At 62.2% G+C, this 26,296-nt stretch carries 19 protein-coding genes; 13 read left to right on the top strand and 6 right to left on the bottom strand.

The genetic code is table 11. The features are described 5' to 3' along the window. Window positions 1-479: 479 nt before the first annotated feature. The gene (gene mqo, locus BT125_RS04845; protein WP_072405432.1) at window positions 480-2,123 is read left to right on the top strand and encodes a malate dehydrogenase (quinone); all 1,644 of its coding nucleotides are present in this window, start codon (window positions 480-482) and stop codon (window positions 2,121-2,123) included. 113 nt (window positions 2,124-2,236) lie between these two features. On the opposite strand, the gene BT125_RS04850 is transcribed toward mqo, so the two are convergent. Further along, on the bottom strand, window positions 2,237-2,704 hold the full coding sequence (locus BT125_RS04850; RefSeq protein WP_072405433.1) for an Rrf2 family transcriptional regulator: 468 nt from the start codon (window positions 2,702-2,704) through the stop codon (window positions 2,237-2,239). Window positions 2,705-2,851: 147 nt separating this feature from the next. On the opposite strand from BT125_RS04850, the gene BT125_RS04855 reads away from it, so the two are divergent. Continuing rightward, window positions 2,852-3,745 (top strand): NAD(P)/FAD-dependent oxidoreductase, encoded by an 894-nt coding sequence (locus BT125_RS04855; protein WP_072405434.1) that lies wholly within the window; start codon window positions 2,852-2,854, stop codon window positions 3,743-3,745. Between the two features lie 80 nt (window positions 3,746-3,825). Here BT125_RS04855 and BT125_RS04860 read toward each other — a convergent pair whose 3' ends face one another. Both BT125_RS04860 and BT125_RS04865 read right to left on the bottom strand, forming a co-directional pair. Continuing rightward, window positions 3,826-4,677 carry a CAP domain-containing protein gene (locus BT125_RS04860; RefSeq protein ID WP_072405435.1) on the bottom strand — a complete coding sequence of 284 codons (852 nt, stop codon included), beginning with the start codon at window positions 4,675-4,677 and terminating at the stop codon, window positions 3,826-3,828. A gap of 194 nt (window positions 4,678-4,871) precedes the next feature. Then, window positions 4,872-5,645 (bottom strand): L-iditol 2-dehydrogenase, encoded by a 774-nt coding sequence (locus tag BT125_RS04865; RefSeq protein WP_072405436.1) that lies wholly within the window; start codon window positions 5,643-5,645, stop codon window positions 4,872-4,874. 254 nt (window positions 5,646-5,899) lie between these two features. Here BT125_RS04865 and BT125_RS04870 point away from each other — a divergent pair, with 254 nt between their 5' ends. Further along, the gene (locus BT125_RS04870; RefSeq protein ID WP_072405437.1) at window positions 5,900-6,820 is read left to right on the top strand and encodes an AraC family transcriptional regulator; all 921 of its coding nucleotides are present in this window, start codon (window positions 5,900-5,902) and stop codon (window positions 6,818-6,820) included. A gap of 207 nt (window positions 6,821-7,027) precedes the next feature. Here the strand turns inward: BT125_RS04870 and BT125_RS04875 are convergent, their stop codons facing one another. Then, window positions 7,028-8,803 (bottom strand): sigma-54-dependent Fis family transcriptional regulator, encoded by a 1,776-nt coding sequence (locus tag BT125_RS04875; RefSeq protein WP_072405438.1) that lies wholly within the window; start codon window positions 8,801-8,803, stop codon window positions 7,028-7,030. A gap of 285 nt (window positions 8,804-9,088) precedes the next feature. On the opposite strand from BT125_RS04875, the gene BT125_RS04880 reads away from it, so the two are divergent. From BT125_RS04880 to BT125_RS04905, 6 genes are all read left to right on the top strand, one after another. Further along, window positions 9,089-10,561, top strand: a complete 1,473-nt coding sequence (locus tag BT125_RS04880) for a benzaldehyde dehydrogenase (protein WP_072405439.1) — start codon at window positions 9,089-9,091, stop codon at window positions 10,559-10,561. Between the two features lie 70 nt (window positions 10,562-10,631). Then, the gene (locus BT125_RS04885) at window positions 10,632-11,399 is read left to right on the top strand and encodes a coniferyl-alcohol dehydrogenase (RefSeq protein ID WP_072405440.1); all 768 of its coding nucleotides are present in this window, start codon (window positions 10,632-10,634) and stop codon (window positions 11,397-11,399) included. Window positions 11,400-11,490: 91 nt separating this feature from the next. Next, window positions 11,491-13,140, top strand: a complete 1,650-nt coding sequence (locus tag BT125_RS04890) for a DUF1302 domain-containing protein (RefSeq protein ID WP_072405441.1) — start codon at window positions 11,491-11,493, stop codon at window positions 13,138-13,140. Window positions 13,141-13,155: 15 nt separating this feature from the next. Then, window positions 13,156-14,517, top strand: a complete 1,362-nt coding sequence (locus BT125_RS04895) for a DUF1329 domain-containing protein (protein WP_072405442.1) — start codon at window positions 13,156-13,158, stop codon at window positions 14,515-14,517. A 69-nt stretch (window positions 14,518-14,586) separates the two neighbouring features. Beyond that, window positions 14,587-15,690 carry a WD40/YVTN/BNR-like repeat-containing protein gene (locus tag BT125_RS04900; RefSeq protein WP_072405443.1) on the top strand — a complete coding sequence of 368 codons (1,104 nt, stop codon included), beginning with the start codon at window positions 14,587-14,589 and terminating at the stop codon, window positions 15,688-15,690. A gap of 52 nt (window positions 15,691-15,742) precedes the next feature. Further along, entirely contained in the window at window positions 15,743-18,163 is a 2,421-nt protein-coding gene (locus tag BT125_RS04905) for an efflux RND transporter permease subunit (RefSeq protein ID WP_072405444.1), read from the top strand. A gap of 56 nt (window positions 18,164-18,219) precedes the next feature. On the opposite strand, the gene mhpT is transcribed toward BT125_RS04905, so the two are convergent. Then, entirely contained in the window at window positions 18,220-19,443 is a 1,224-nt protein-coding gene (gene mhpT / locus BT125_RS04910) for a 3-(3-hydroxy-phenyl)propionate transporter MhpT (RefSeq protein WP_072405445.1), read from the bottom strand. A 312-nt stretch (window positions 19,444-19,755) separates the two neighbouring features. On the opposite strand from mhpT, the gene BT125_RS04915 reads away from it, so the two are divergent. Further along, entirely contained in the window at window positions 19,756-21,063 is a 1,308-nt protein-coding gene (locus BT125_RS04915) for an OprD family porin (protein WP_072405446.1), read from the top strand. Between the two features lie 75 nt (window positions 21,064-21,138). On the opposite strand, the gene BT125_RS04920 is transcribed toward BT125_RS04915, so the two are convergent. Then, window positions 21,139-21,624, bottom strand: coding sequence for a MarR family winged helix-turn-helix transcriptional regulator (locus tag BT125_RS04920; protein WP_072405447.1), 486 nt, complete (start codon window positions 21,622-21,624; stop codon window positions 21,139-21,141). A 213-nt stretch (window positions 21,625-21,837) separates the two neighbouring features. On the opposite strand from BT125_RS04920, the gene BT125_RS04925 reads away from it, so the two are divergent. From BT125_RS04925 to BT125_RS04935, 3 genes are all read left to right on the top strand, one after another. After that, on the top strand, window positions 21,838-22,668 hold the full coding sequence (locus tag BT125_RS04925; protein ID WP_003202420.1) for a p-hydroxycinnamoyl CoA hydratase/lyase: 831 nt from the start codon (window positions 21,838-21,840) through the stop codon (window positions 22,666-22,668). A 105-nt stretch (window positions 22,669-22,773) separates the two neighbouring features. Then, complete coding sequence (locus BT125_RS04930; protein WP_072405448.1) at window positions 22,774-24,222, top strand: aldehyde dehydrogenase; 1,449 nt, start codon at window positions 22,774-22,776, stop codon at window positions 24,220-24,222. A 141-nt stretch (window positions 24,223-24,363) separates the two neighbouring features. Next, window positions 24,364-26,241 (top strand): feruloyl-CoA synthase, encoded by a 1,878-nt coding sequence (locus BT125_RS04935; RefSeq protein WP_072405724.1) that lies wholly within the window; start codon window positions 24,364-24,366, stop codon window positions 26,239-26,241. Window positions 26,242-26,296 lie beyond the last annotated feature (55 nt).

A 26,296-nucleotide genomic window follows, 5' to 3' on the forward strand; every position in this document is an offset into this window, starting at 1 on the left:
TGTAGATACTCTGTAGGAGCTGTCGAGTGCAGCGAGGCTGCGATGCTTTAATTCATCCGCTTAGGACTCAAGCGGCCAGGGCAAGATCGCAGCCTCGTTACACTCGACAGCTCTACACGAATCCGTCGCGAGGGCCATTAAAATGCCGTCATTTGGTCGGCGTTTTTGCCAAGAATGTAAAAATGCGCTTCGGTCTGTTTATTTCCTTATGTAAACTCCCCCCCGCTGCGACAATCGGGCACGGCCACGCCAAGCCCGATGAGCACCGTTTACCGCGTCCCTCACCCAGCTGAAGCCAAGACCTACAAGAAGTCAGCGCCGGAGAGACATAAACGAGAGGCCGACGAATCTGCTCGGCCCTGTAGGTCCATCCTCCAGTCCGTCTCGATCCCATCCCCCTGGCTTTGCTGGCCGTGGATGTGGTCTATCCTTGATCAGGACCGGAGGGCGGAATGGCGTTCCATCCTAGGGATACACACATGTTGAAGAAAACACACACGGCGCTACTGGGCCTGGCGATGGCGATGGGTCTTGCGACCACGCACGCCGCCGAGCCAAAAAAAGTGGATGTCTTGCTCATCGGTGGGGGCATCATGAGCTCGACACTCGGCGTCTGGCTCAATGAGCTGGAGCCGGGCTGGACCATGGAAATGGTCGAGCGCCTGGACGGTGTTGCCGAAGAGAGCTCCAACGGCTGGAACAATGCCGGTACCGGTCACTCTGCGCTGGCTGAACTGAACTACACGCCGGAAGACAAGAACGGCAAGGTCGATATCTCCAAGGCCATCGAAATCAACGAAGCCTTCCAGATCTCCCGCCAGTTCTGGTCCTGGCAGGTCAAGAGCGGTGTGCTGAAAAACCCGCGCTCGTTCATCAACTCCACGCCGCACATGAGCTTTTTGTGGGGCGACGAGAACATCGCGTTCCTGAAGAAGCGCTACGAAGCCCTCCAGGCCAGCCCGTTGTTCGCCGGCATGCAGTATTCCGAAGATCGCGAGCAGATCAGCAAGTGGGTTCCGCTGATGATGCAAGGGCGTGACCCGAGCCAGAAAGTCGCGGCCACCTGGAGTCCCCTGGGTACTGACGTGAACTTCGGCGAAATCACCCGTCAATTCGCGGCTTACCTGCAAACCAAGCCGAACTTCTCCCTCAAGCTGTCCAGCGAAGTGGAAGACATCACCCGCAACGAAGACGGCACCTGGCGCGTTTCGTACAAGAACCTGAAAGACGGTACCGAAACCGAGACCGACGCCAAGTTCGTGTTCATCGGCGCCGGTGGCGGTGCATTGCACCTGCTGCAGAAGTCAGACATCCCGGAAGCCCGTGAATACGCAGGTTTCCCGGTGGGTGGTTCGTTCCTGGTCACCGAAAACCCGACCGTTGCCCAACTGCACCTGGCGAAGGCGTATGGCAAGGCTTCGGTGGGCGCACCGCCGATGTCGGTTCCACACCTGGATACCCGTGTGCTCGATGGCAAGCGCGTGATCCTGTTTGGCCCGTTCGCAACGTTCTCCACCAAGTTCCTGAAGAACGGCTCGTACTTCGACCTGCTGACCAGTACCACCACCCACAACATGTGGCCGATGACCAAGGTCGGTATCGAACAGTATCCACTGGTCGAATACCTGGCCGGCCAGCTGATGCTGTCGGATGAAGATCGCTTCAACGCCCTGAAAGAGTACTTCCCGGAGGCCAAGCAGGAAGACTGGCGCCTGTGGCAGGCCGGCCAGCGCGTGCAGATCATCAAGCGTGACGAAGAGAAGGGCGGCGTCCTGAAACTCGGCACCGAAGTGGTTGCCTCCCAGGACGGCAGCATCGCCGGCCTGCTGGGTGCTTCGCCTGGCGCCTCGACCGCTGCACCGATCATGCTGACTGTGCTTGAGAAGGTCTTCAAGGACAAGGTCGCCAGCCCGGCCTGGCAGGAAAAACTGCGTCAGATCGTGCCGAGCTACGGCACCAAGCTCAACGACAGCCCAGAGCGTGTCGCCCAGGAATGGGCCTACACCAGCGAGGTCCTGCAACTGGACCCGCCACCGGCCATCGGCAAACCAGGCGCCCCTGCGGCACCGGCCAAGCCGGCCGCTGCCCGTGAAGCCAACCCAGCGGCTGACATGGCGCTGTAAGCCGGACATTGTCTGGTGAGGTACAAAAACGCCGCTCATCGAGCGGCGTTTTTTTTGGTCCGGTTAACCCTGTGGGAGCGAGCTTGCTCGCGATAGCGCTACACCCACCAACATCAATGCCCCATCCGCGAAAGGTTAGCCCCGTCCTCTGCGCAAACCTGTCGAAACCGCACATCAAAATCCTCCGCCAACTGCGCCAGGCTAATCGCCCCCAAACGCTTGAGCAGCAACGCCTGGGCCTCATCGAACGCATCCGTCAACGCCGCGTTCACCGCTTGCTCCACCAGGCATTGCGGATGATCGGTGGACAGGCCGATGGCGAAGATCGACGTGCTGCCCAAGGCCTGGTGGATATCGAGTAACGTCATCTCCGACAGCGGCTTGCTCAAGGTCCAGCCGCCGCGATGGCCTTTTTCCGACGTGACATAGCCTTTTTCCTTGAGCAAGGCCATGGTCCGACGCACCACCACCGGGTTGGTGCCGAGCATCTGCGCAATGGTATCGGAGGTGGCGGATTGCTGGTGGCGGTCCATGTGGATCAGCACATGCAGCATGCGGGACAGGCGGGTGTCGGTTCTCATGATCGTTGCGGTATTCCGTGGCGGAGGCGGGTGTGAGTATCGCCTGTAATTGCAAAAGTTACGAGATCGTTGACAGACCCTTTTCAAGAAACTTACGATGTGTCGTGACTTTGCCGCACCCATCGAAATCTTTCTTGGAGAATGATCATGCGCCATGACGTCATCATCGTAGGCGGCAGCTACGCCGGTTTGTCCGCAGCCCTGCAACTGGCGCGTGCCCGGCGCAAGGTATTGGTGATCGATGCCGGCCAGCGTCGCAATCGCTTCGCTGCCAGCTCCCATGGCTTTCTCGGCCAGGATGGGCGGGCTCCCGGGGACATCACCGAGGATGCGCGCCGCCAACTGATGGCCTATCCGACCGTGGAATGGGTATCGGACACCGCGATCAGCGCCAGCCGGATGGCGGACGGCTTTACTCTGGCAACGAGCGACGGGCAGCGTTTCGATGCCCGTCGGCTGCTACTGGCCACCGGTGTGATCGATGAGCTGCCCGACGTGGAAGGGCTGGCGCAGCGCTGGGGCAAGAGCGTGTTTCATTGTCCGTATTGCCATGGCTATGAGCTGGAGCAAGGGCCCATCGGCGTGCTGGCGACCTCGGAAATGTCCTTGCATCATGCGCTGATGCTTCCGGACTGGGGCCCGACCACGTTCTTCACCCGCGGCGTGTTCGAGCCCGACCCTGAGCAGCGCGCCAGCCTGGAACGACGCGGGGTCACGCTGGTGCCCGAGCACGTCGAGCGCATCGAAGGCGACCGGGCCGACGTGGTGCTGGCCGATGGTCGAGTGGTGAGCATCGATGGCCTGTTTGTCCTGCCTCGCACCCGCGTCGCCAGTCCGTTGGCCGAATCCCTGGGTTGTAAGTTCGAGGACGGGCCGATGGGGGCGTTCATCCAGAGCGACATGACCCGGGAAACCAGCGTGCCAGGGGTGTTCGCCTGTGGCGACGCGGCCATGCCCTTCGGTTCGGTGGCGCTGTCGGTGGGAGACGGGGTGAGGGCGGGCTCAGGCGTGCATCGGTCGTTGATCTTCGGGGGGCATTGAATCGCGAGCAGGCTCGTTCCCCTATTGAGGCACTGAGCCCTGTGGGAGCGAGCTTGCTCGCGATGGCGCCGGTGCCGGTGCTACTGGGTGCCAAACATCGCCGTCCAATAAATCCCGGCATCGCTTTTCGGATCGGTCGCATACCCGGCGCCCAATTCGCGGAACTGCGGGTTCATCAGGTTGGCGCAATGCCCCGGACTGGCCAGCCAGCCGTCCACGACCTTGAGCGCGGTGTCTTGTCCGGCGGCGATGTTCTCGCCGATCAATTGGCCCAGATAGCCCGCCAGTTCGGCGCGGTCGCCCGGCGTGCGGTTGTCGCGGTCCTTGTGGTCGAAGAAATTGTTGTTGGCCATGGCCCGGGTGTGAGTGACGGCGGCCAGGGCCAAGGTGGCGTTCCAGGCCAGCGGCGTGGTGGCGGCGAAGGCTTCGGTGCCGCAGCGACGTGGTTGGGCGCGGGCGCTGTTGATCAGCTTCAGCAGTTTCTGGCCTTCGGCTTGCCAATCACCCAGGCGCGCCGACAACAACGGGCGCGCTAGCACGATGCGCCATTCGCGATCCAGGCGGCTGACGCCGATGTCGACGAACTGCGGGTCGAGCACCACCTGGCAGAAGCTTTCCTGCACGGCTTTCATGGCCGATTGCGCATCGCGCGGCCCGGACAGGCTGATGGCTTGTACGTTGACCATGGGATAGGCCGCCCGCGCCAGCGCCTGTTGCAGGTCGCCGATGCCACTGGCCGACAGGATCAGCCGGGAGTCCATGGCCAGCGGCGGCAACTCCAGCGAGGCCTGGCCGGCACAGCTTTGGGATTGGCTGCGATAAAGGTTGATGGACTCGACCAGTTGCGTCTCTTCGGTGGCCGTGGCGCTGGTAGCGAAGACCAGGCCCAGCGACAGCACGACAAGACCCATGACGGATGAAATGGCACGCATGTAAATCTCCCTTGAGCGGACGGCGCCTATGATGCGCAATTTTTGCCCCGCTGGGGCAACGGTATTCACGCTCTCTTGAAATCCCTAGGAACGGCACCGTTGGGTACCGTTCGGGACAATCCTCAAGTAGTGGGATCAATTTTCAAGCGAATAGGTCCATTTCCGTCGTTTCAAGGCCATAAAAACCCGGATTATTAGCTCATCCAGTTACCGCCGTCGACGTTGTACGTCTGCGCCACCACGTATTCGCTCTCCGCCGAGGCCAGGAAAATCGCCATTCCGGTGAGGTCCTGCGCAGTGCCCATCCGGCCATAGGGCACCTGTTGCCCGACCTGGCGCTTTTTTTCTCCCTGCGGCAGGTTTTCGTGGCGGGCGAACAGCGCGTCCACGCCATCCCAATGCTCGCCGTCCACCACGCCGGGGGCGATGGCGTTGACGTTGATCCGATGCTTGATCAGATCCAGCCCGGCGGACTGGGTCAGGCTGATCACCGCCGCCTTGGTGGCGCAATAGGCCGCCACCAGGGCCTCGCCCCGCCGGCCGGCCTGGCTGGCCATGTTGATGATCCGTCCGCCATGGCCCTGGAGGATCATCTGCCGCGCCGCCGCCTGTAGCGTGAACAGCGTGCCGGCGACGTTGATGGAAAACAGCCGCTCGTAGCTTTGGCGGGTGATGTCCACGATGGGCGCCAGATCGAACAGCGCGGCGTTGTTGATCAGGATATCCAGCTTGCCCGCCCGGGCCACCACGGCCGCGATGGCCTGGTCGATGGAAGCTTGATCGGTCACGTCCGTTTTGACCGCGTAGGCGCTGTCGCCCAATTCGGCGGCGGTGGCTTGGGCGCGCTCAAGGTCGATGTCGGCAATCGCCACCGTGGCGCCTTCTTCGATGTAGGCCTGGGCAAACGCCCTGCCGATACCCCGGGCGGCGCCGGTCACCAGGGCACTTTTTCCTTCCAGTCGTTTCATGGGGCTTGGTCCTTGCTGCAATGGCATCAGAGGGTAATCAGCTTCGTAATCATCAAATGGCGATGGCAGACCGATTACAGCAGTGCCGTTGAAAACCGACAAATCCGCGCAGGATGGTGAGGTGGTACTTTTTTAACTTGTGCTGGTGTCTCCTGTCCGGGTTAAAAAAGTATCGGTGGGCGGGCAGGCCGAGGCTGGCGAAGCGCTGCGCACTCGGCGTAAGGTGCCCGGTATAACGATAAAAGAGGCGCGACATGCCTGATCACAGAACGCCCCTGTTCGAGCTGCGACCGGCCGAACTGGAAGTCATCCTGCCCGAGCCCGAACACAGTTTTCGCTGGTACGAGCACGACTACCCGTACCCGTTGGCGCGCTGGAACCATCATCCTGAATTTGAAATCCACTTGATCCGCCAGGGCAGCGGCAAACTGTTGGCGGGGGATTATATTGGCCCGTTCGGCCCAGGCCATGTGGCGATGATTGGTCCGGACTTGCCCCACGATTGGATGGGCGACCTGGCGCCGGAGGAGCACTTGGCCGGGCGCGACGTGGTGTTGCAATTCGACGGCGCCACGCTGCTGGCCTTGCGTCGCACCCTGCCTGAACTGGGGGACCTGCAGGGGCTGTTCGAACGCGCCCGACGTGGCCTGGCCTTCGCTGGCAATACGGCAGGGCAGGCCGCGCACCTGCTGGAGGCCATCGGTCCGGCCCAAGGGCTGGCGCGATTGACGTTGTTCCTGGAACTGCTCCACACCCTCAATCAAGCTCCCGGCGACGAGGCCCTGAGCCTGGCGAGCCCTTGCTATGCGCCGACCCTCGATGCGCGCAGTTCCGAGCGCATTCACAAAGCGTTCGAGTACCTGCACGCCGAACTCACCGGCGACCTGCGCCTGTCGGTGATCGCCCGTCAACTGGACATGAGCGAGCCGGGCTTCTCGCGGTTCTTCAAGCGCATCACCGGGCACGGTTTCATCGACTTGATGCGCAAGCTGCGGGTCCAGCGCGCCTGCCGTTTGCTGTTGCAGAGTGAGATGCCGGTGACCGACATCTGTTTTGAAGTGGGCTATAACAACCTGTCCAATTTCAACCGGCATTTCCGCATCGAGATGAACCAGACCCCCAGCGAGTATCGGCGGGGCGCTTTTGCCCTGTTTGACGGAGCCGCCACCCGGTAACCCCTGTGGGAGCCGAGCTTGCTCGCGATGACGACGGCACATTCAACTTCAATGCGGCCGACCCACCGCCATCGCGAGCAAGCTCGCTCCCACAGGTAATGTCGTTCACTTAAGGCCGTCCACACACCCGTGGCGAGGGAGCTTGCTCCCGCTGGGTCGCGATGCGGGCCCAAGACCTACCTTTGCAGCATCTCCCAGGTTCGGTGTTTAGTCTGGGGCACCTTTTTGATGCTTCTTCAATCGATACGCGAACTGCGCCCGGCTCAGCCCCAACGAGCGTGCGGCCGCCGCAAGGTTGCCGTTGCTCAGTTGCAGGGCTTCGTTGATCAGGCGTGATTCCAGGCCGTCAATGGAGAAGTCCGCGTCCAGTTGGCTGAGGGACTGGAGCAGCGCCGGTTTTTCCCCGGCATCGTGGGCGGCCAGGCCCATCGGCGAGAGGCCGCCGAGATGGTCCACCGAGTAGGCGTCCACCGGCAATTGCTCATTGCGAAACAGGTGGACCAGGTCAATGGCCTGGCCTTCTTCGCTGGCGATCAGGCCCCGTTCGATGAGGTTCTGCAATTCCCGCACGTTGCCCGGAAAGTCATAGCGCAACAGCACCTTCAAGGCGCGCATGGTCAGGCCCATCGGCGTGCGGCCGTATTCCTGGCAAAAGCGCGTGAGAAAGGCGTTGATCAGCAACGGTATGTCATCGCGGCGTTCGCGCAAAGGTGGCAGGGCGATGGGGTAGACGTTGAGCCGGTAGAACAGGTCTTCACGGAATGCGCCGTCCGCCACGGCCTTGCGCAGGTCGATGTTGGTGGCTGCCACGACCCGTACGTCGACCTTGATGCCGTGGCCACCGCCGACCCGTTCGACTTCCCGCTCCTGCAAGGCACGCAGCAACTTGCTTTGCCCGGCCAGGCTCAGGCAGGTGATTTCATCCAGGAATAGCGTGCCGCCGTGGGCGCGCTCGAAACGACCGGGGCGTGAATGAGTGGCGCCGGTATAGGCCCCGCGCTCGACGCCGAACAGTTCAGCCTCGATCAGGTTGTCGGGGATGGCCGCGCAGTTGAGGGCGATGAACGGCCCCTCACGTCGGCGACTCAGCTGGTGCAATTGGCGGGCGAACATCTCCTTGCCCACGCCGGATTCGCCGCTGACCAGCACGGTGGCAGGGGTCAAGGCCACCCGTTGCAAAGCCTGGGTCGCGGCGTTGAAGGCGGCGCTGGCACCGATCAGTGGCTGTTCGCTGTCCGGCAACGGGACGGTTCCGGCCACGCTGTCGGATGGCGTGTCGGCGCGGGCGACGATGGTCGGCGGAGAGGCGTTGAGGTAATTCAGGTCCTGCTCGATGTCACCCCATTGTTCAGCGGTCTTGCCGACGACTCGGCAGCGTTCGTGGCCCATGCCCCGGCATTCCACTTCGCGAAAGACCACCAGTTGTCCGAACAGCCCGCTGACGAAACCGATGGCGTAGCCCAGCTCGGTCCAGCACACCGGATCCTGCCCGGTGCCATAGGCGGCGACATGTTCGTCGGCCTCGCAGGAGTGATGCCAGAGAAACTCCCCCTCATAGAATCCCGAATCGGCGTCGAACTTGAAATGCAGCGGCTCGACCTTGGTCATGCCTTCGAGTGTATGCAGATGCGTGCCGGCGCGAAACACCGCCGCGGCGTCGGCGTGGGGCCAGCGTTCGCGAATCAGCCGGGCGTCGCGGGCGCCGGAGGAATAACCGGTGCGGGTGAGCATGCCTCGGGCCTGCTCCAACCCCTGGCGTTCGATGATTTCCCGGCGCAACGCACCGAAGGAGGAACTGTGCAACAGCAGCATGCGCTGGTCGTTGAGCCAGATGCGGCCATCGTCGGGGGAGAAAAACAGGCATGCGGTGAGTTCTGCCGGCGTGGGCGAACTGCTGTCGCTCAACTCGTTGCTATCACCCCGTGGATGGAAATGTTCGGTGGCGATCCGGTGATCCGGCAACTGGCAGTGGGGATTATTCATTGTTATGCCCCTGATGACGGGGTGATCGAAATGATCACCTGGCGAGATAGTTATTAAGCATAACTTTATCAAATGAACAAGCGGCCGCTGGCCAACGGCCAGGTCTGCGGAGGCGCCCTGTGCGTCATGCCTGGCGAAGAACCTTGAGCCAGAGCCTTGCACCAGGTTTATCAAGGCCCGTGGGTAAAATCGGCACAGCGCTTGCTCAAGCACTTGCACGGCGTTTGCGTCGATACCTTCCAGGTGCGGCAAACGATGACAACAACAAAGAGCCGGGAGTGTTAAATGTCTGCACCCAAAAGCCACCTGCTGTCCCAGGTGATCGAATCGGAATGTGTCTTCAACGGTGACTGGGTGCCTGCCTCGGGCCCGCTGCAATCGATCATCGAACCGGCCACCGGTGAACGGCTCATGCGCTGTGCCATGGCCGACACCGCCGACATTGCCAAGGCCAGTCGCGACGCCGCCCTGGCGCAGCCGGCGTGGGCGGCGCTGGGCCCGCGGCAACGGGCGGCGATTTTCCGCAAGGCCGCCGACGCGGCTGAGCAGTCCTTCGACGAACTGGCGCTGTACGTGGCCCGGGAGACCGGTGCCGCGCTGTTCAAGGGCCAGCATGAAGTGCGCGAAGCCATTGTGCTGTTGCATCAGGCCGCCGGCCTGCTGTCCCAGGCCCATGGGGTGGTCCTGCCCAGCGAGGCAGGGCGCCTGTCCTATGCGCGGCGCCAGCCCCATGGCGTGGTTGGGGTGATTTCGCCCTTCAACTTTCCCCTGGTACTGTCCATGCGCTCCGTCGCGCCGGCCCTGGCCGCGGGCAACGCGGTGGTGCTCAAGCCGGATCCGCAGACCCCGGTGAGTGGCGGTTTCCTCATCGCCCGGCTGTTCGAAGTGGCAGGCCTGCCCAAGGGCTTGTTGCAAGTGTTGCCCGGCGCGGCGGATGCCGGGGAGGCGCTGTGCCGCGACCCTAATGTGCGGATGATCGCCTTTACCGGGTCCACCGGTGCCGGTCGCAAGGTCGCTGAAGTGGCCGGGCGCAACCTGAAGAAGGTCGCCCTGGAGTTGGGCGGCAAGAACCCACTGATCATTCTCGAAGACGCCGATCTCGACCTCGCGGCCCGGAACGCGGCCTGGGGCGCCTGGCTGCACCAAGGGCAGATCTGCATGGCCACCGGGCTGATCCTCGCCCATGAATCCATCGCCGCCGAGCTGACCCGCAAACTGGTGGAAAAGGCCCAGGGCATGACCCTCGGCAACGCCGCCCGGGAAGAAGCCGCCATGGGGCCACTGATCAATCAACGGCAGTTGCAACGGGTGCACGACATCGTCAGTGACACCTTGCTCGCCGGGGCTCGACTGGAGGCCGGCGGCGATCACGATCGGCTGTTCTACCAGGCCACGGTGCTCAGCGGTGTGAAGCCAGGCATGCGCGCCTTCGACGAGGAGGTCTTCGGGCCGGTGGCAACGGTGGTCAGCTTCGCCACCGATGACGAAGCCATCGAGTTGGCCAATCGCACCGAGTACGGTTTGGCGGCGGCGATCATTTCACCGTCCGTGGGCCGGGCCATGGCCATCGGGGAGCGGTTGCAGTGCGGCATGTTGCACATCAATGACCAGACCGTCGCCGATGAGTGCGTCAACCCGTTCGGCGGGCGCGGCGCCTCGGGCAATGGCGGCAGCGTCGGTGGCCCGGCGGATTGGGACGAATACACCCAATGGCAGTGGGTGACGGTCAAGGATACCGCGCCGATCTACCCGTTCTGACAGGCCGGTCTTTACCGGGCCCGATGAGCGAGGGCCCTGCGAGTACACAAAAATAATAAGAGGACTCAACATGAAACTCGACAACAAGATTGTGCTGGTGACCGGTGTCTCGTCGGGTATCGGTGCTGCCACGGCGAGCCTGCTGCGTGCTCACGGCGCCCAGGTGATTGGCGTGGACCTCAAGGCGCCGCACCTGACCCTGGACGGTTTTGTGCAGGGCGACTTGAGCAGCGCCGAGAACATCGAACGGTTGCTGCCACAGCTGCCCGCACGGCTCGACAGCCTGTGCAACATTGCCGGCGTGCCGGGCACTGCCAACCCGCGACTGCTGGCGCGGGTCAACTACCTAGGGCTGCGGCACTTGAGCCGTGCGCTGCTGCCGCGTATCAGCGCGGGTGGCAGCATCGTCAATATCGCCTCGATCCTCGGTGCCGAGTGGCCGTTACGCCTGGAACAGCACAAGGCGCTGGCGCGCATCGAAGATTTTACCGCCGCGCAAGCCTGGCTGGCCGACCACCCGGTGCCGGACCAGACCTGCTACCAGTACTTCAAGGAAGCCTTGATCGTCTGGAACTGCCTGCAGGCCCAACCCTGGTTCCTTGAGCATTCGGTGCGCATGAACAGTGTCGCGCCAGGCCCGGTTTTCACGCCGATCCTCGACGACTTCGTGAGCATGCTCGGCGAGGCCCGGACCCAGGCCGATGCCCATCGCATGAAACGTCCCGCTTATGCCGATGAGGTGGCGGCGGTGATCGCTTTCCTGTGTGCCGACGAGTCGCGCTGGATCAACGGCGTCAACCTGCCGGTCGATGGAGGATTGGCCTCTACCTACATCTGAAATGCGCACCCGCGCAAAGCGGCACGAGCCGCGACCTGAGCGTGTTGGCTGGCAAAGCCATGCCCAAAAATAACAATAATGAGAAGCGTCCATGGATAACCTCAAAGATAGCTTTCGTTTCAAGCATTGCGCCCTGTTCCTGGCGTTGTGCAGCACCGGTGTGATGGTCGATCGGGTCGAGGCCATGCAAATGGACCTGGGTGACTCCGATTGGAAACTGCGCTGGGACAACACCATCAAGTACAGCCAGGCCTGGCGCCTGCAAGGGCAGGACAGCCGCTTGGTCAACGCACCAACAGCCAACGGTCTGTATCCCTCGATCCAGAGCCAGGGCGATAAGAACTTCAGCAGCGGCCTGGTCTCCAACCGCCTGGATCTGTTTTCCGAAATGGACCTCAGCCGGCAAAACTACGGGCTGCGGGTGAGCGGCGCAGCCTGGTACGACGATATCTACAACCAGGACACCGACAGCAGCGAGCAACCGCATTTCCTCAGCGAAACCCGCAAGCTCCACGGTCGTGACGCGGAAATTCTCGATGCCTTTGTGTTCTTGCGCGGTGACCTCGGTGAGGACTCCCAGGGCGTGGCGCGTCTGGGTCGACACAGCCTGATCTATGGGGAAAGCCTGTTCTACGGCGGCAACGGCATTGCCAATGCCCAGGGCCCGACCGACGTCGTCAAGTTGCTCAGCGTGCCGGGGACTCAGTTCAAGGAGATCCTGCGTCCGGTCAATCAAATCTCTGGGCAGTTGCAGATCAACCCGCAGTTGTCGGTGGGCGCTTACTACCAGTTTGAGTGGGAACGTTCCAATCTGCCCGGCGCCGGCAGCTACCTGAGCGATGTCGATGCCATCGGTTACGGCAGTGGTCCGTTACGCGAAGTGTTCGGCAACGACACGGTCAATGGCGGCGATCTGAAGCCGCGCAATTCGGGGCAGGGCGGCATGCAGATCCGCTTCAAGCCGAGCGGCACCGAGTTGGAGCTGGGTTTCTACGCGGCCCAGTATCACGATAAGGCACCGATCGGGTTGTACGCATACCTGGACGGTCCGGCGGCAGCGGCCACCGGGTTGCCCATTCTGGGTTCCTATCGGCAGGTCTACGCCGAAGACATCAAGACCGCTGGCGTCAGTTTCTCCACCGCCTACGGTCCGTTCAACTTCGCCGGTGAAACGTCGGTGCGCTGGAACGCACCGCTGGTGAGCAACCTGCAAGTGGTGACTCCCGGCATGGAGGCCGATGGTGGCGACAATGAGTTGTTCGCCAGGGGCAAGACCGCTCACGCCAACCTGTCGGCGATTTACCTGTTATCGCCCACCGCGTTCTGGGACGGCGGCTCGGCCCTGGCCGAACTGGCCTGGAACCGCACCCTGAGCGTGACCAAGAACGCTGCCGCGCTGGATTCCAACACCACTCGCGATGCCACGGCACTGCGGGTATTGATCGAGCCGGCGTATTTCCAGATTGTCGACGGAATTGACCTGACCGTGCCGATCGGCATGGGGGTGGTACTCGATGGGCGTTCATCGGCGGTCAACAAATCCGGCTTCGGCAACACCCATTCCGGTGACTGGAGTGTCGGGCTCAAAGCCACCTATCTGCAACGCTGGGATGTCGGCCTCAACTACGTGAACTTCTTCGGCGCACCGAAAGCCGGGCTGCGCGAAGACGGCAATTTCAGTTACGGACAGTCGTTGGCCGACCGCGACTTCGTCTCGCTCTACGTGAAAACCTCATTCTAATAAGGTGGATTCGCCATGCAGAACACAGCATTCCTGAATACGTGCGTCCTGACCCTGGCCCTCGCCGGCATGGGGCTGGCGCAAGCGGCGGTGTCGCCTGAACAGGCCGCACGTCTGAAAACCGATCTGACCCCCCTGGGTGGCGAGCGTGCTGGCAATGCCGATGGCAGCATCCCGGCTTGGCAGGGCGGTTATACCCAGGTCGCGCCCGGCTACAAACCGGGAGACAAGCGCCCCGATCCATTCGCCAGCGAGAAACCGCTGTATTCGATTAAAGCCGCGAACATGGAGCAGTACGCCAGCGAATTGGCCGAAGGCACCAAGCTGCTGCTCAAGAAATACCCGGACTATCGCCTGGACGTGTACCCGACCCATCGCTCGGCCGCCGCGCCGCAATGGGTGTACGACAACACCAGCAAGAATGCTACTCGCGCCACATTGGACGTGGACAGTGAGAAAGTCTCCAACGCCTACGGCGGCATCCCGTTCCCGATCCCGGAAAACGGTGCGCAAGTGCTGTGGAATTATCGGTTGTCGTGGCAGGGCGGCGACACCATCAGCTCGCCTTTCGATACCTGGTTGATGACCGCCGGCGGCAAGAAAGTCCAGGCGACCCGGGCCCAATACACCTATCAGTTTCCCTACTATGTCGAAGGCGGCAGCCTGGAAAACTATTCGGGCAAGTATCTGCTGGGCAAGCTGTTCACTGAGTTGCCGTCGTCCAAGGCCGGCGAAGGCCTGATGACCCATTGGGACCTGGACCCGGCCAATCGGGCGGCCTGGCAGTATCTGGTCGGCCAGCGCCGGGTTCGTCGGGCGCCGAACATTGCCTATGACACACCGGACTTCGTGACCTCCGGCGTCGGTCTGTTCGACGAAGCGTTCATGCTGTTCGGGCCGACCGATCGCTATGACCTCAAGCTGGTGGGCAAGAAAGAGCTGATCGTGGGCTACAACAATAACCGCGCCGCGCTGGCCAAGAGCGACGACCTGGTCAAGGCGAACTTCCTCAACCCTGATCTGGTGCGTTGGGAGAAGCATCGGGTCTGGGTGGTCGAGGCCACGCTCAAGTCCGGCAAGCGCCATGTCGTGCCGCGTCGGACCTACTACGTCGACGAAGACTCCTGGCAAATCCTGATGGCCGACGGTTATGACGCCCAGGGCAAGCTCGGCCGGCAGATGTATTCGTTGACGCTGCTGGCACCGGACCTGCCGGCCCTCACCGCACAGGTCATGTGGGGCAGCTACAACCTCGACACCGGGGCCTACTTCCTCAACTCATCGAGCAACGACCTGGCGGTTCAGTACCAGAAGGTCGCGAAACCTTCGGCGTCCTACTTCACACCGGATGCCATGGCCAACGAAAACATGCGTTGAACCTGTGGCGGCCGTGGCGAAGAGGAGGTTCGTCGCGGTCGCTTACGATTTTCCAGGCGGAATAACGATATGAACGTTGAAAGAATCTTTGCGCGCCGCGGTCCGCTATGGGGTGTTTGCGCCCTGATGGGGTGCCTGTTGGCGAGTGTGCCCTGGGCCGCACAGGCCACGACATTGGCGGTGCTGCAGCAACCTGCACTGCCGACGACCAAGGCCCCGCGCGCGGTATTGCTCGGGCTGGCCCGGGCCGGCGAGCGCCTGGTGGCGGTGGGCGAGCGCGGGATCGTGCTGCTCTCGGATGATGCTGGCGTGAGTTGGCGCCAGGCCAAGGTACCGGTCAGCGTCAGCCTGACGGCGGTGCAATTCGTCGATGCGGAGCAGGGCTGGGCGGTCGGTCATCTGGGGGTGGTGGTTCACACCCAGGACGGCGGGGAAACCTGGCAAAAACAACTCGACGGTGAGCGCGCCATCGCCCTGGCGGTGCAAGTCGCCGAGCGCGACGCCAATCAACCCGACGGTGCGGGCCAGTTGGCACAGGCACGGCACATGCTCGATGACGGACCGGATAAACCGTTTCTCGACCTGTACTTCAGTGACCGCCTGCACGGTTACGTCGTGGGCGCCTACAACCAGATCTACCGGACCGATGACGGCGGGCGAAGCTGGCAACCGTGGATGCGGCATGTGGACAACCCCCAGGGCTTGAACCTGTATGGCATCCGCGCCTTGGGCAAGGATTTGCTGCTGGTGGGGGAGCGCGGTCTGCTGTTGCGTTCGACCGATGCCGGACAGTCATTCCAGGCCTTGAAGTCACCTTATGAGGGCAGCTTTTTTGGCCTGCTCGGCACTCGCGATGGGGCCTTGATTGTCTATGGCTTGCGCGGAAACGCCTGGTGGTCCGATGACCGTGGCGGCAGTTGGCGACGCCTCGACACGGGTATCGAATCAACGCTGGCGAGCGCCCTTGAACTGCGCGATGGCGGCCTGTTGTTGGCCAGCCAGAGTGGTGAGCTTCTCTTCAGTCATGACCAGGGTCGCAGCTTTGACAAGCGTCAGAGCCGCAGCGGCGGGACGGTCGCTGCCGTGCAACAGGCGGTCGACGGCAGCTTGGCCAGCGTCGGTTTGACCGGCGTGGCCGCTGACCAGGACCCGCGGGCCTCCGGTAAACCATGAAACTTCACGGTGTAGCGCTATCGGGCCACGGCTCGTGCAACAGGAGTCAAACTTGAAAGACGACAAAATCCAAACCGTGATCGGCCGCCAGGAAGACTTCGACCGGGCGTCGGGCAACTTCACCGAGCGGGCGATCTTCAACCATCGACCGCTGGTGATCCTGCTATGCCTGCTGGTGACCTTGGTGCTTGGTTGGCAAGCCACGCGCATCGGCATCAATGCCAGTTATGAGAAGACCATTCCCACAGGGCATCCCTATGTCGCCAATTTCCTCGAGAACCGCAGTGAGTTGAGCGGCCTGGGCAACTCGCTGCGCATCGCCGTGGAGGTCAAGCAGGGGAGTATTTTCACCAAGGATTACCTCGACACCCTGGCCAAGCTCAACGACGAGCTCTACCTGCTGCCGGATGTCGATCGACCCTACATGAAATCGCTATGGACGCCGACCACGCGCTGGACCGCCGTGACCGAAGAAGGGCTCGACGGCGGAACGGTGATTCCCGACGACTACGATGGCTCGACCACCAGCATCGAACAGGTGCGGACCAATGTGGCCCGCTCCGGGGAAGTCGGTCAATTGGTCGCTGGCAACTTCAAGTCCAGCGTGATCTTCGTGCCGTTGCTGGAAATCAATCCGCAGACGGGCAAGGCGCTGGACTACGGCGAGTTTTCCCGGCAATTGGAGGCGTTGCGGGACAAGTACCAGACCGATGACCTGCGGATTCACATCACCGGCTTTACCAAGATCGTCGGCGACCTGATCGAGGGGATGACCCAAGTCCTGCTGTTCTTCGTGGTGGCGGTACTGGTGACGGTACTGGTGCTGTTTGGCTACACCCGTTGCGCGCGCAGTACCCTGGTGGTGGTGACCTGTTCACTGGCGGCGGTGCTGTGGCAACTGGGGCTGCTGGCCCTGCTCGGTTATGAGCTGGATCCCTACTCGGCACTGGTGCCGTTTCTGGTGTTCGCCATTGGCATGAGCCATGGCGCGCAGAAGATGAACGGCATCATGCAGGACATTGGCCGTGGCACCCACCGGGTGGTCGCCGCGCGCTACACCTTCCGCCGGCTGTTCGCCGCCGGCATCACCGCTTTGCTCTGTGACGCGGTGGGCTTCGCGGTGTTGCTGCTGATCGACATTCGAGTGATCCAGGACCTGGCGATCACCGCCAGCCTCGGGGTGGCGGTGCTGATCTTCACTAACCTGATTCTGCTGCCGATCCTGCTCAGCTATATCGGCGTCAGCCCGGCGGCGGCGCAACGCAGCCTGAGTGCGGAAACCACCGAGCAACAGGCGCAGGTCAAACATCCACTGTGGCGCATGCTTGACCTGTTCACCCAACGGCGCTGGGCCATTGGCGCCATGTTGGCGGGTTTGCTGTTGGCCGCATTTGGTTTTGCCGTGAGCCTGCACCTGAAAATCGGTGATCTGGACCCCGGCGCTCCAGAGTTGCGTGCCGACTCGCGCTACAACCGCGACGCATTGTTCATGACCCAGAACTACGCGGCCAGCTCGGATATCTTCGTGGTCATGATCAAGACTCCGGAGGATCAATGCACCCGTTACGCCAGTCTGTCTGCGGTAGATGTGCTGGCTTGGCAACTGGAGCAATTGCCCGGTGTGGAATCGACCACCTCAATGGCGGCGCTGAGCAAGATCGCCACGGCCGGTTACAACGAAGGCAACTTCAAATGGTATGAACTGATCCCCAATGACGGCGCACTGGGTGCCGTGCAGACCCGTGCTCCGCGAGAGTTGTTCAATCAGGGCTGCTCGATGCTGTCGCTGTACGTCTACCTAGCCGATCACAAGGCTGACACCTTGAACCGGGTGGTGGAAGCCAGCGAGCAATTCATTGCCGGGCACCCGATGCCGGAGGTCAAGTTCATGCTGGCGGCCGGCAGCGCGGGGATCGAAGCGGCAACCAATATCGTGGTGAAGAAGTCCATGCGCGAGATGCTGTTCTGGGTCTACGGTGCGGTCAGCCTGCTGTGTTTGCTGACCTTCCGCAGCTGGCGCGCGACCCTGTGCGCGATGCTGCCGCTGATGCTCACTTCGATCCTGTGCGAGGCGCTGATGGTGGGGTTGGGCATGGGGGTGAAAGTCGCGACATTGCCGGTCATTGCGCTGGGCGTGGGCATCGGGGTCGATTATGCGCTCTATGTGTTGAGCGTGATCCTGGCGCGGATGCGTGCCGGCGACACCCTGGCCCAGGCGTATTACCAGGCGCTGCTGTTCACCGGCAAAGTGGTGTTGTTGACGGGGATGACATTGGCGGTGGCGGTGTCGACCTGGGCTTTTTCGCCGATCAAGTTCCAGGCTGACATGGGGATTCTGCTGGCCTTCATGTTCCTGGTGAACATGCTCGGGGCCTTGATCTTGTTGCCCGCGTTGGCCTGGTGGCTGCTGCCGCAGGAGGTCTTCGTAAAAAAGCCTGAGTCGAGTCGGCAGGCGGGATGGGTGAGGGGCTGAGACGCTCTAGGATGGGGGCGCATATCCGTCACCTGATGACGGATATGCGCAGCCACTCAGGAGTTCTCTACAACCGGGGTCGATGCCCTCAACCGCGGCCCCGTCGAATGGCGAATCACACTGAGAACAGCCAACGTCGCCACCACCAACCCAGGGGAAGTCGCCAGCAATACAGCAGTGGTTCCACCCCCGGCCGCCAGGATCTGCCCGGCGGCCAGAGGCCCGGCCACCGACCCCAGGCGTCCGATGGCCACCGCGGCACCAACCCCCGTCGCACGCACGGCCGTAGGGTAGGAGGGCGGTGCCAAGGCATAGAGAACCAGCTGCGCGGCCATGACAAACAACCCGGCGGCGAATCCGGCAAGGGCCATGGGCACGATACCAACGGACAACCCGACCCCGGCCAGGGCGCTCAGCAGGCCGGCATAGACGAACAGCACCACCTTGATGCCATTGCAACGGTCCAGCAACAGGCCGCCCAGCAACGAGCCAAGGGCGCCACCAATGTTGAACAGCATCTGCACCAGGCCCGCCTGGGGTTTGCTAAAGCCCTGTTCCAGCAACAATGACGGCAGCCAGTTGAGCAACATGTACATCACTGTCAGGGTGAAGAAGTAGCTCAGCCACAGGGCCAAGGTGGTACGGCCGCGACCTTCACCGAACAGCGCCTGGACCGTAGAGCCGCGCCGTTGGCCGCCATCCTGTGCCTGGCGAAAGGCGCTGGATTCGGGAAGCCACAGGAGCATCAGCGGCACCACCAGCAACGGCGCCAATCCACCGATGAAAAACGTCATCTGCCAGTGCTCGCCAAACAGCATGGCGACCACGGCGGCCAATGCACCGCCCAACGGCACTCCCGCATACATCACACTGATGGCCGTGCCTCGGCGCTGCTCACCCACGGCTTCGGCACACAGGGCAATGAGGTTGGGCAGGGCGGCGCCCAGGCCCAGGCCGGTCATGAAACGCACCAGCAACAGGCTGGAGAACTGCTCGACATAAGCGGTGCTGAGGGAAAACACGCCGAAGAGCAAGACAGCGGCGATGAGGATTTTCTTGCGCCCGATGCGATCAGCGATCCAACCACCGAAGAAGGCGCCTGGCAGCAACCCGATGATCCCGGCGCTGAACACCCAGCCCATCATTTTCGGGTCAAGGGCAAACGTCTGCCGTAGGCCTGCGGCGGCAGTACCGGCTGACTGCAGGTCGAAGCCCTCGATCAACGCGACGATGAAACATAAGGCAATGGTCAGCGTCGCACGACGCGCCGGACGGTCCATGGCAAATCCTCTTATTGTTTTTGTGAGGGGGACACCGCTCGGAGGAAAACCGGCGGGTGGGTTCAAGATTAACAAAGCTAACTAAAAAATGAAGGGCGCCTGAAGGCCGTCAATAAGCGGTCAGTTCAGTATGAAAATCAGAGGCTTGGCAAAGATTTACGGATGAATTAGTAAATTAGTTAATTATATTAATGTTCGATTATCGGACGTTGATGATTGACGAAGCACCCGTGCCGTTTCCATTCTTTGTCCGCACGGCCCCCTGGCCAAGGTTGGGCCGATCAAAACAACAACAATAAATGGACACCGAACATGCCAAACCTTGCTCGGGACACGCTGACCGCGCGCCCTGTTTCATCCCTCGTCCCTCTGCTGGCCTGTCTCGGGCTGAGCCTCGGTTCTCCCGTATCGTGGGCGGAAGGCTTCATCGACGACAGCCACGGTACGCTGACACTGCGCAACTACTACATGGACCGCGACTACAAGGATGACGGCGCCAAGACTGCAGCGCGGGAATGGGCTCAGGGTGTGTTCATGAACATGGAGTCGGGGTTCACCCCAGGCACGGTCGGGTTCGGCCTGGATGTCAGGGGGCTGCTGGGCATCAAGCTTGACTCGTCGCCGGATCGCAGCGGCACTGAACTGTTACCGGTGTCCGCCAGCGACAAGCGCGCGGCGGATGAATATTCGCGCCTGGGCGTGACCGGCAAGCTGCGTTTCGCTCAAACCACGGTGAAGACCGGCGATGTATCGATCTTCCTGCCGTTTGCCTTTGCCAGCCCGTCACGGCTGCTGCCGCAGACCTTTCGCGGGACGACGCTCAGTTCCAAGGATTTCGACGGTTTGACGTTGAACACCGGTTATATCGATCGCATCGCCCGCCGCGATTCCACCGATTACCAGCCGATGAGCATCGCCTCGCCCAACCGGCGATTCAACGGCGCGGCGACCTCTTCCCATATGGCGTATGTGGGCGGTGACTACCAGGTCAATAAAGACCTCAGCCTGCGGGTCTACCACGCCGAAGTGGCGGATCTGTACCGGCAGGACACCCTGGCGTTGTTGCATAACCTGCCCCTGGGCGATGGCGTCCTGACCACCGACCTGCGCAGTTTTTTCAGTGACGAAGACGGCGCGGCCAAGGCTGGAAAAGTGGATAACCGCAATATCTCGGCGCTGGTCGGCTATCGCCTGGGCGGGCATCGCGTGAGCTTGGGCTACATGCACGCCAGTGGCGATACGGCCACGCCTTATGTGTCCGGCACGGAGTTGATGGGCTTGAGTGAAATGACCATGAGCTCGGACTTCCTCAATGCCAAGGAACGCACCTGGCAGGCGATCCATGACTATGATTTCGCCGCCATGGGTGTGCCGGGCCTGAGGACCCGACTGCGTTATGTGCGTGGCGATCACATCGAGTTGGCGGCCCTCAATGCCGAGGATCGCAAGGAGCGTGAGTTCCAGATGGAGTTGGGGTACGTGATCCAGGGCGGCCCACTGAAGAACGTCGGGTTGCTGGCGCGCAAATCGATCTATCGCAACAACTTCCCGGGTACGGCGGCGTTTCGTGACGAGAACCAGACTCGGTTTCTGGTGACGTACAGCGTGCCGATCTGGTGAGTTCGAGCCGGTTGGCTAGCGCTTGTGGGAGCTTGCTCCCACATGGCGGTGCCGCAGGGACCCGCGCCAGGCTCGCTACTGGTAAACCTTCTTCAACAACCGCAGCAACTCCTCGCGCTCATTCCCCGAGAGGGCAGCGGTGGAGTCAAGGTCGCTCTGGGCGGCGATTTGCTTGAGTTCCTTGAGCAGGGTTTCGCCGGTCTTGCTCAGGAAGATCCCGTAGGAGCGCTTGTCCGGCTTGCAGCGCACGCGCACCGCCAGGGCTCGGCTTTCCAGCTTATTGAGCAGCGGCACCACTTGCGGCGGTTCGATCGCCAGGGCCTTGGCCAAATCGGCCTGCATCAGGCCGGGATTCTGGTCGATGATTGCCAGCGCAGAGAACTGGGCCGGTCGCAGATCGTGGACGGCGAGCCGGCCAATCAGGTTCTGGAACAGTTTCAACTGGGCGCGGCGCAGGGCGTAACCGATCAGGTCGTCCAACGCGGAGTCCAGCGGCACCTGTGCGTCGGTACCGGCGACCAGGGGCTCGGCGGGTTCGGCAAGCTTGGAAGACTTGGCCATCGAAGTGAGTGTCCTCAAGGTAAGTGGTTAACAAGGCTATCCAGTTTGCCGGGGTTGCGACGCTCTGGCTACGGGCTTGTGCATATTCGAATTTTTTAACTTTCGATTCAGTCTCTGAAAAATACAGATAAACCGATTAATAGTTAATTGACATAACTAAATTTCCGGTTTAGTTTTTGATCATCTTCAGCCAAGAACAAGAGTGCACGCATCATGAGCAATTACGAAGGTCGCTGGAAAACGGTCAAGGTCGATATCGAGGAGGGCATCGCCTGGGTCACCCTCAATCGCCCGGAAAAACGCAACGCCATGAGCCCGACCCTCAACCGCGAGATGATCGACGTGCTCGAGACCTTGGAGCAGGATCCGGCCGCAGGAGTATTGGTGCTGACCGGGGCCGGTGATGCCTGGACCGCTGGCATGGACCTCAAGGAATACTTCCGCGAAGTGGATGCCGGGCCGGAAATCCTCCAGGAAAAAATACGTCGCGAGGCGTCGCAATGGCAGTGGAAATTACTGCGCATGTACGCCAAACCAACTATCGCCATGGTCAATGGCTGGTGTTTCGGTGGCGGTTTCAGTCCGCTGGTGGCGTGCGACCTGGCGATCTGCGCCGACGAAGCGACTTTCGGTCTCTCGGAAATCAACTGGGGCATCCCGCCGGGCAACCTCGTCAGCAAGGCCATGGCCGACACCGTGGGCCATCGCCAATCGCTGTACTACATCATGACCGGCAAGACCTTCGGTGGGCAGAAAGCCGCCGAAATGGGCTTGGTCAATGAGAGCGTGCCCTTGGCGCAGCTGCGTGAAGTCACCGTGGAACTGGCCCGCAACCTGCTGGAAAAGAACCCGGTGGTACTGCGGGCGGCCAAGCATGGTTTCAAGCGCTGCCGCGAACTGACCTGGGAGCAGAACGAAGATTACCTGTACGCCAAGCTCGATCAGTCGCGCCTGCTCGATACCGAGGGTGGCCGCGAGCAAGGGATGAAGCAATTCCTGGATGACAAGAGCATCAAGCCGGGCCTGCAGACCTATAAGCGCTGAGACAGCCGCGCGGCGGGCGCCATCGTGCGTCCGCGGGCTGTTCGCCCAAGGCCCTCGGCGCTACTGTGAACGTGTTCCCGATAAAGATAATAAAGAGGAATCACCATGCTGGACGTGCCCCTGTTGATTGGCGGCCAGTCGTGCCCGGCCCGCGACGGCCGGACCTTCGAGCGCTGCAACCCGGTGACCGGTGAAGTGGTGTCTCGTGTGGCCGCCGCCACCCTGGAAGATGCCGATGCCGCCGTGGCCGCCGCCCAAGCGGCGTTTCCCGCCTGGGCTGCGTTGGCACCCAACGAACGCCGTACGCGTCTGCTGCGTGCAGCCGAGCAGTTGCAGGCCCGCAGTGGCGAGTTTATCGCCGCGGCCGGCGAGACTGGCGCCATGGCCAACTGGTACGGTTTCAACGTGCACTTGGCGGCGAACATGCTGCGCGAAGCGGCGTCCATGACCACCCAGATCAACGGCGAAATCATTCCTTCCGACGTGCCAGGCAGTTTCGCCATGGCCCTGCGTCAGCCCTGTGGCGTCGTGCTGGGCATCGCGCCCTGGAACGCCCCAGTGATCCTCGCCACCCGCGCCATCGCCATGCCCCTGGCTTGCGGTAACACCGTGGTGCTCAAGGCTTCCGAGATAAGCCCGGCGGTGCACCGGCTGATCGGCCAGGTGTTGCAGGACGCCGGGCTGGGTGACGGTGTGGTTAACGTGATCTGTAACGCACCGGCGGATGCGCCGGCCATTGTCGAACGGTTGATCGCCAATCCAGCGGTGCGCCGGGTCAATTTCACTGGTTCGACCCACGTCGGACGCATCGTCGGCGAACTGTCGGCACGCCATCTCAAACCAGCGTTGCTGGAACTGGGCGGCAAGGCGCCGTTGCTGGTACTGGACGACGCCGACCTGGACGCAGCCGTGCAAGCGGCAGCCTTCGGGGCCTACTTCAACCAGGGCCAGATCTGCATGTCCACCGAGCGATTGATCGTCGATGCCCGCGTGGCGGATGCGTTCAGTGCCAAGCTGACCGCCAAGATCTCCACCTTGCGTGCCGGTGATCCGGCGGCTGGCGATTCGGTGCTGGGCTCGTTGGTCGATGCCAGTGCCGGCCAGCGCATCAAGGGACTGATCGACGATGCCTTGGCCAAAGGCGCAACGCTGGTCACCGGCGGCCAGTTGGAAGGCAGCATCCTGCAGCCGACCTTGCTCGACGGCGTCACTGCGCAGATGCGCCTGTACCGCGAAGAATCCTTCGGACCAGTGGCGGTGCTGTTGCGCGGTGAGGGCGATGAAGCGCTGTTGCGCTTGGCCAACGATTCCGAGTTCGGCCTGTCGGCTGCCATCTTCAGCCGCGATACCACCCGCGCGTTGGCCTTGGCCCAACGGGTCGAGTCGGGTATTTGCCACATCAACGGGCCGACCGTGCACGACGAGGCGCAGATGCCCTTCGGCGGAGTCAAGTCCAGTGGTTATGGCAGCTTTGGCGGCAAGGCGTCCATCGAGCATTTCACCCAATTGCGTTGGGTGACCTTGCAGAACGGCCCCCGGCATTACCCAATCTGAAACCCATCGCATCATGGGCGGTCGAGCCTCGAAAGCCGCCGCCCGGATGCAGGCCAGAATAACAATGACAAGGCCGCAGCCCCGCGCTGCCACGCTCCGCTCGCATCGCGACCCGAGCGTGCCTTGGTGGAGGAAATGTACGTGAGTTCCGAGTCCAGATCGTCCTCCCGACCCGAGGCCGGGCGTTATCGCCAGGTGTCGATTGGTCATCCTGCCGTCGAAGTCCGCGAAGAGCGCGGCATTTTGCACATGCGCTCCCTGGAATCCCTGGCCCCGCTGCCGGCGCGTTTGCTCGAGCGCCTGGTGCACTGGGCCGAGGTGCGCCCGCAGCAGACGTTTATCGCGGCCCGTGAAGCGGGCGGTGACTGGCGTCGGGTCAGCTATGCGCAGATGCTCGACAGTGTCCGGGCCATCGCCCAGAGCCTGCTCGGTTACGGTTTGTCAGCGGAAAAACCCTTGGCGCTGCTTTCCGGCAACGACATCGAACACCTGCAAATGGCCCTCGGCGCGATGTACGCCGGCATTCCCTACTGTCCGGTGTCGCCGGCATATTCATTGCTGTCCCAGGATTTCGCCAAGCTGCGCCACGTCTGCGATCTGTTGCAGCCGGGGTTGGTGTTTGTCAGCGAAGCCGCCCCGTTCGAACGAGCGATCAATGCCGTATTGCCGGCGAACGTTCCCTTGATCACAGTGCGCGGCGAGATGGCGGGCCGGTCCAGGACAAGCTTCGCCAGCCTGTTGGCCCAACCCGGCGGCGCGGAGGCCGAGCAGGCGTTCGCCGCCACCGGCCCGGATAGCATCGCCAAGTTCCTGTTTACCTCGGGCTCCACCAGGCTGCCCAAGGCCGTGATCACCACCCAGCGTATGTTGTGTGCCAATCAGCAGATGCTGTTGCAAACCTTTCCGGTGTTCGGCGAGGCGCCGCCGGTGCTGGTGGACTGGCTGCCGTGGAACCACACGTTCGGCGGCAGCCACAACGTCGGCATCGTGCTGTACAACGGCGGTACGTTCTACCTGGACGACGGCAAACCCACCGCCCAGGGCTTCGCCGAGACCTTGCGCAACCTCAAGGAAATTTCGCCCACCGCCTACCTGACCGTACCCAAGGGTTGGGAAGAACTGGTCAGCGCCTTGGAACAGGACGGTGAATTGCGCGAGCGTTTCTTCAAGCGCATCAGTCTGTTCTTCTTTGCCGCGGCGGGCTTGTCCCAAAGTACCTGGGACCGGCTCGACAAGGTCGCCGAGCAGCATTGTGGCGAACGTATCCGCATGATGGCGGGCCTGGGCATGACCGAAGCGTCGCCGTCCTGCACCTTCACCACCGGGCCCTTGTCCATGGCCGGCTACATCGGTCTTCCGGCACCCGGCTGCGAGGTCCGGCTGGTGCCGGTGGACGGCAAGTTCGAAGGGCGTTTTCGCGGGCCGCACATCATGCCTGGCTACTGGCGTTCACCGCAGCAGACCGCCGAAGTGTTCGACGAGGACGGTTTCTATTGCTCGGGGGATGCGATCAAACTGGCCGATGCCAGCAATCCGCAACTGGGGCTGATGTTCGACGGGCGGATTGCCGAGGACTTCAAATTGTCTTCCGGTGTCTTCGTCAGCGTCGGGCCGCTGCGTAACCGGGCGGTGCTGGAAGGTACACCCTACGTCCAGGACCTGGTGATCACCGCACCGGATCGCGAGTGCCTGGGTGCGCTGGTGTTTCCACGACTTGCTGAGTGCCGGCGCCTGTCAGGCCTGGGCGCGGATGCCAGCGACGCCCAGGTCCTCGCCAGTCCGCCGGTACGCCAATGGTTCGCCGACTGGCTGCAACGCCTGAACCGCGAAGCCAGCGGCAACGCCAGTCGCCTGGAGTGGATAGCCTTGCTCGATGAACCGGCGTCCATCGACCGTGGTGAAATCACCGACAAGGGGTCGATCAACCAACGGGCGGTGTTGCAGTGGCGGGCGGGGAAGGTGGAGGCGTTGTACCGAGGAGAGGATGCGTCGATCCTGCGGGCGGGCCCCGCCGTTTAAGGCAATAACAAGTCCCTGTGGGAGCGAGCTTGCTCGCGATGGCGGTGGTTCAGCG

The organism is Pseudomonas sp. NFACC04-2, assembly GCF_900119265.1.
Classification (GTDB): Bacteria; Pseudomonadota; Gammaproteobacteria; order Pseudomonadales; family Pseudomonadaceae; genus Aquipseudomonas; species Aquipseudomonas fluorescens_AA.

Excerpts from the sequence above, each read along its gene's own strand:
- mqo (WP_072405432.1), top strand. The coding sequence starts at position 480 with ATGTTGAAGAAAACACACACGGCGCTACTGGGCCTGGCGATGGCGATG.
- BT125_RS04850 (WP_072405433.1), bottom strand. The coding sequence starts at position 2,704 with ATGAGAACCGACACCCGCCTGTCCCGCATGCTGCATGTGCTGATCCAC.
- BT125_RS04855 (WP_072405434.1), top strand. The coding sequence starts at position 2,852 with ATGCGCCATGACGTCATCATCGTAGGCGGCAGCTACGCCGGTTTGTCC.
- BT125_RS04860 (WP_072405435.1), bottom strand. The coding sequence starts at position 4,677 with ATGCGTGCCATTTCATCCGTCATGGGTCTTGTCGTGCTGTCGCTGGGC.
- BT125_RS04865 (WP_072405436.1), bottom strand. The coding sequence starts at position 5,645 with ATGAAACGACTGGAAGGAAAAAGTGCCCTGGTGACCGGCGCCGCCCGG.
- BT125_RS04870 (WP_072405437.1), top strand. The coding sequence starts at position 5,900 with ATGCCTGATCACAGAACGCCCCTGTTCGAGCTGCGACCGGCCGAACTG.
- BT125_RS04875 (WP_072405438.1), bottom strand. The coding sequence starts at position 8,803 with ATGAATAATCCCCACTGCCAGTTGCCGGATCACCGGATCGCCACCGAA.
- BT125_RS04880 (WP_072405439.1), top strand. The coding sequence starts at position 9,089 with ATGTCTGCACCCAAAAGCCACCTGCTGTCCCAGGTGATCGAATCGGAA.
- BT125_RS04885 (WP_072405440.1), top strand. The coding sequence starts at position 10,632 with ATGAAACTCGACAACAAGATTGTGCTGGTGACCGGTGTCTCGTCGGGT.
- BT125_RS04890 (WP_072405441.1), top strand. The coding sequence starts at position 11,491 with ATGGATAACCTCAAAGATAGCTTTCGTTTCAAGCATTGCGCCCTGTTC.
- BT125_RS04895 (WP_072405442.1), top strand. The coding sequence starts at position 13,156 with ATGCAGAACACAGCATTCCTGAATACGTGCGTCCTGACCCTGGCCCTC.
- BT125_RS04900 (WP_072405443.1), top strand. The coding sequence starts at position 14,587 with ATGAACGTTGAAAGAATCTTTGCGCGCCGCGGTCCGCTATGGGGTGTT.
- mhpT (WP_072405445.1), bottom strand. The coding sequence starts at position 19,443 with ATGGACCGTCCGGCGCGTCGTGCGACGCTGACCATTGCCTTATGTTTC.
- BT125_RS04915 (WP_072405446.1), top strand. The coding sequence starts at position 19,756 with ATGCCAAACCTTGCTCGGGACACGCTGACCGCGCGCCCTGTTTCATCC.
- BT125_RS04920 (WP_072405447.1), bottom strand. The coding sequence starts at position 21,624 with ATGGCCAAGTCTTCCAAGCTTGCCGAACCCGCCGAGCCCCTGGTCGCC.
- BT125_RS04925 (WP_003202420.1), top strand. The coding sequence starts at position 21,838 with ATGAGCAATTACGAAGGTCGCTGGAAAACGGTCAAGGTCGATATCGAG.
- BT125_RS04930 (WP_072405448.1), top strand. The coding sequence starts at position 22,774 with ATGCTGGACGTGCCCCTGTTGATTGGCGGCCAGTCGTGCCCGGCCCGC.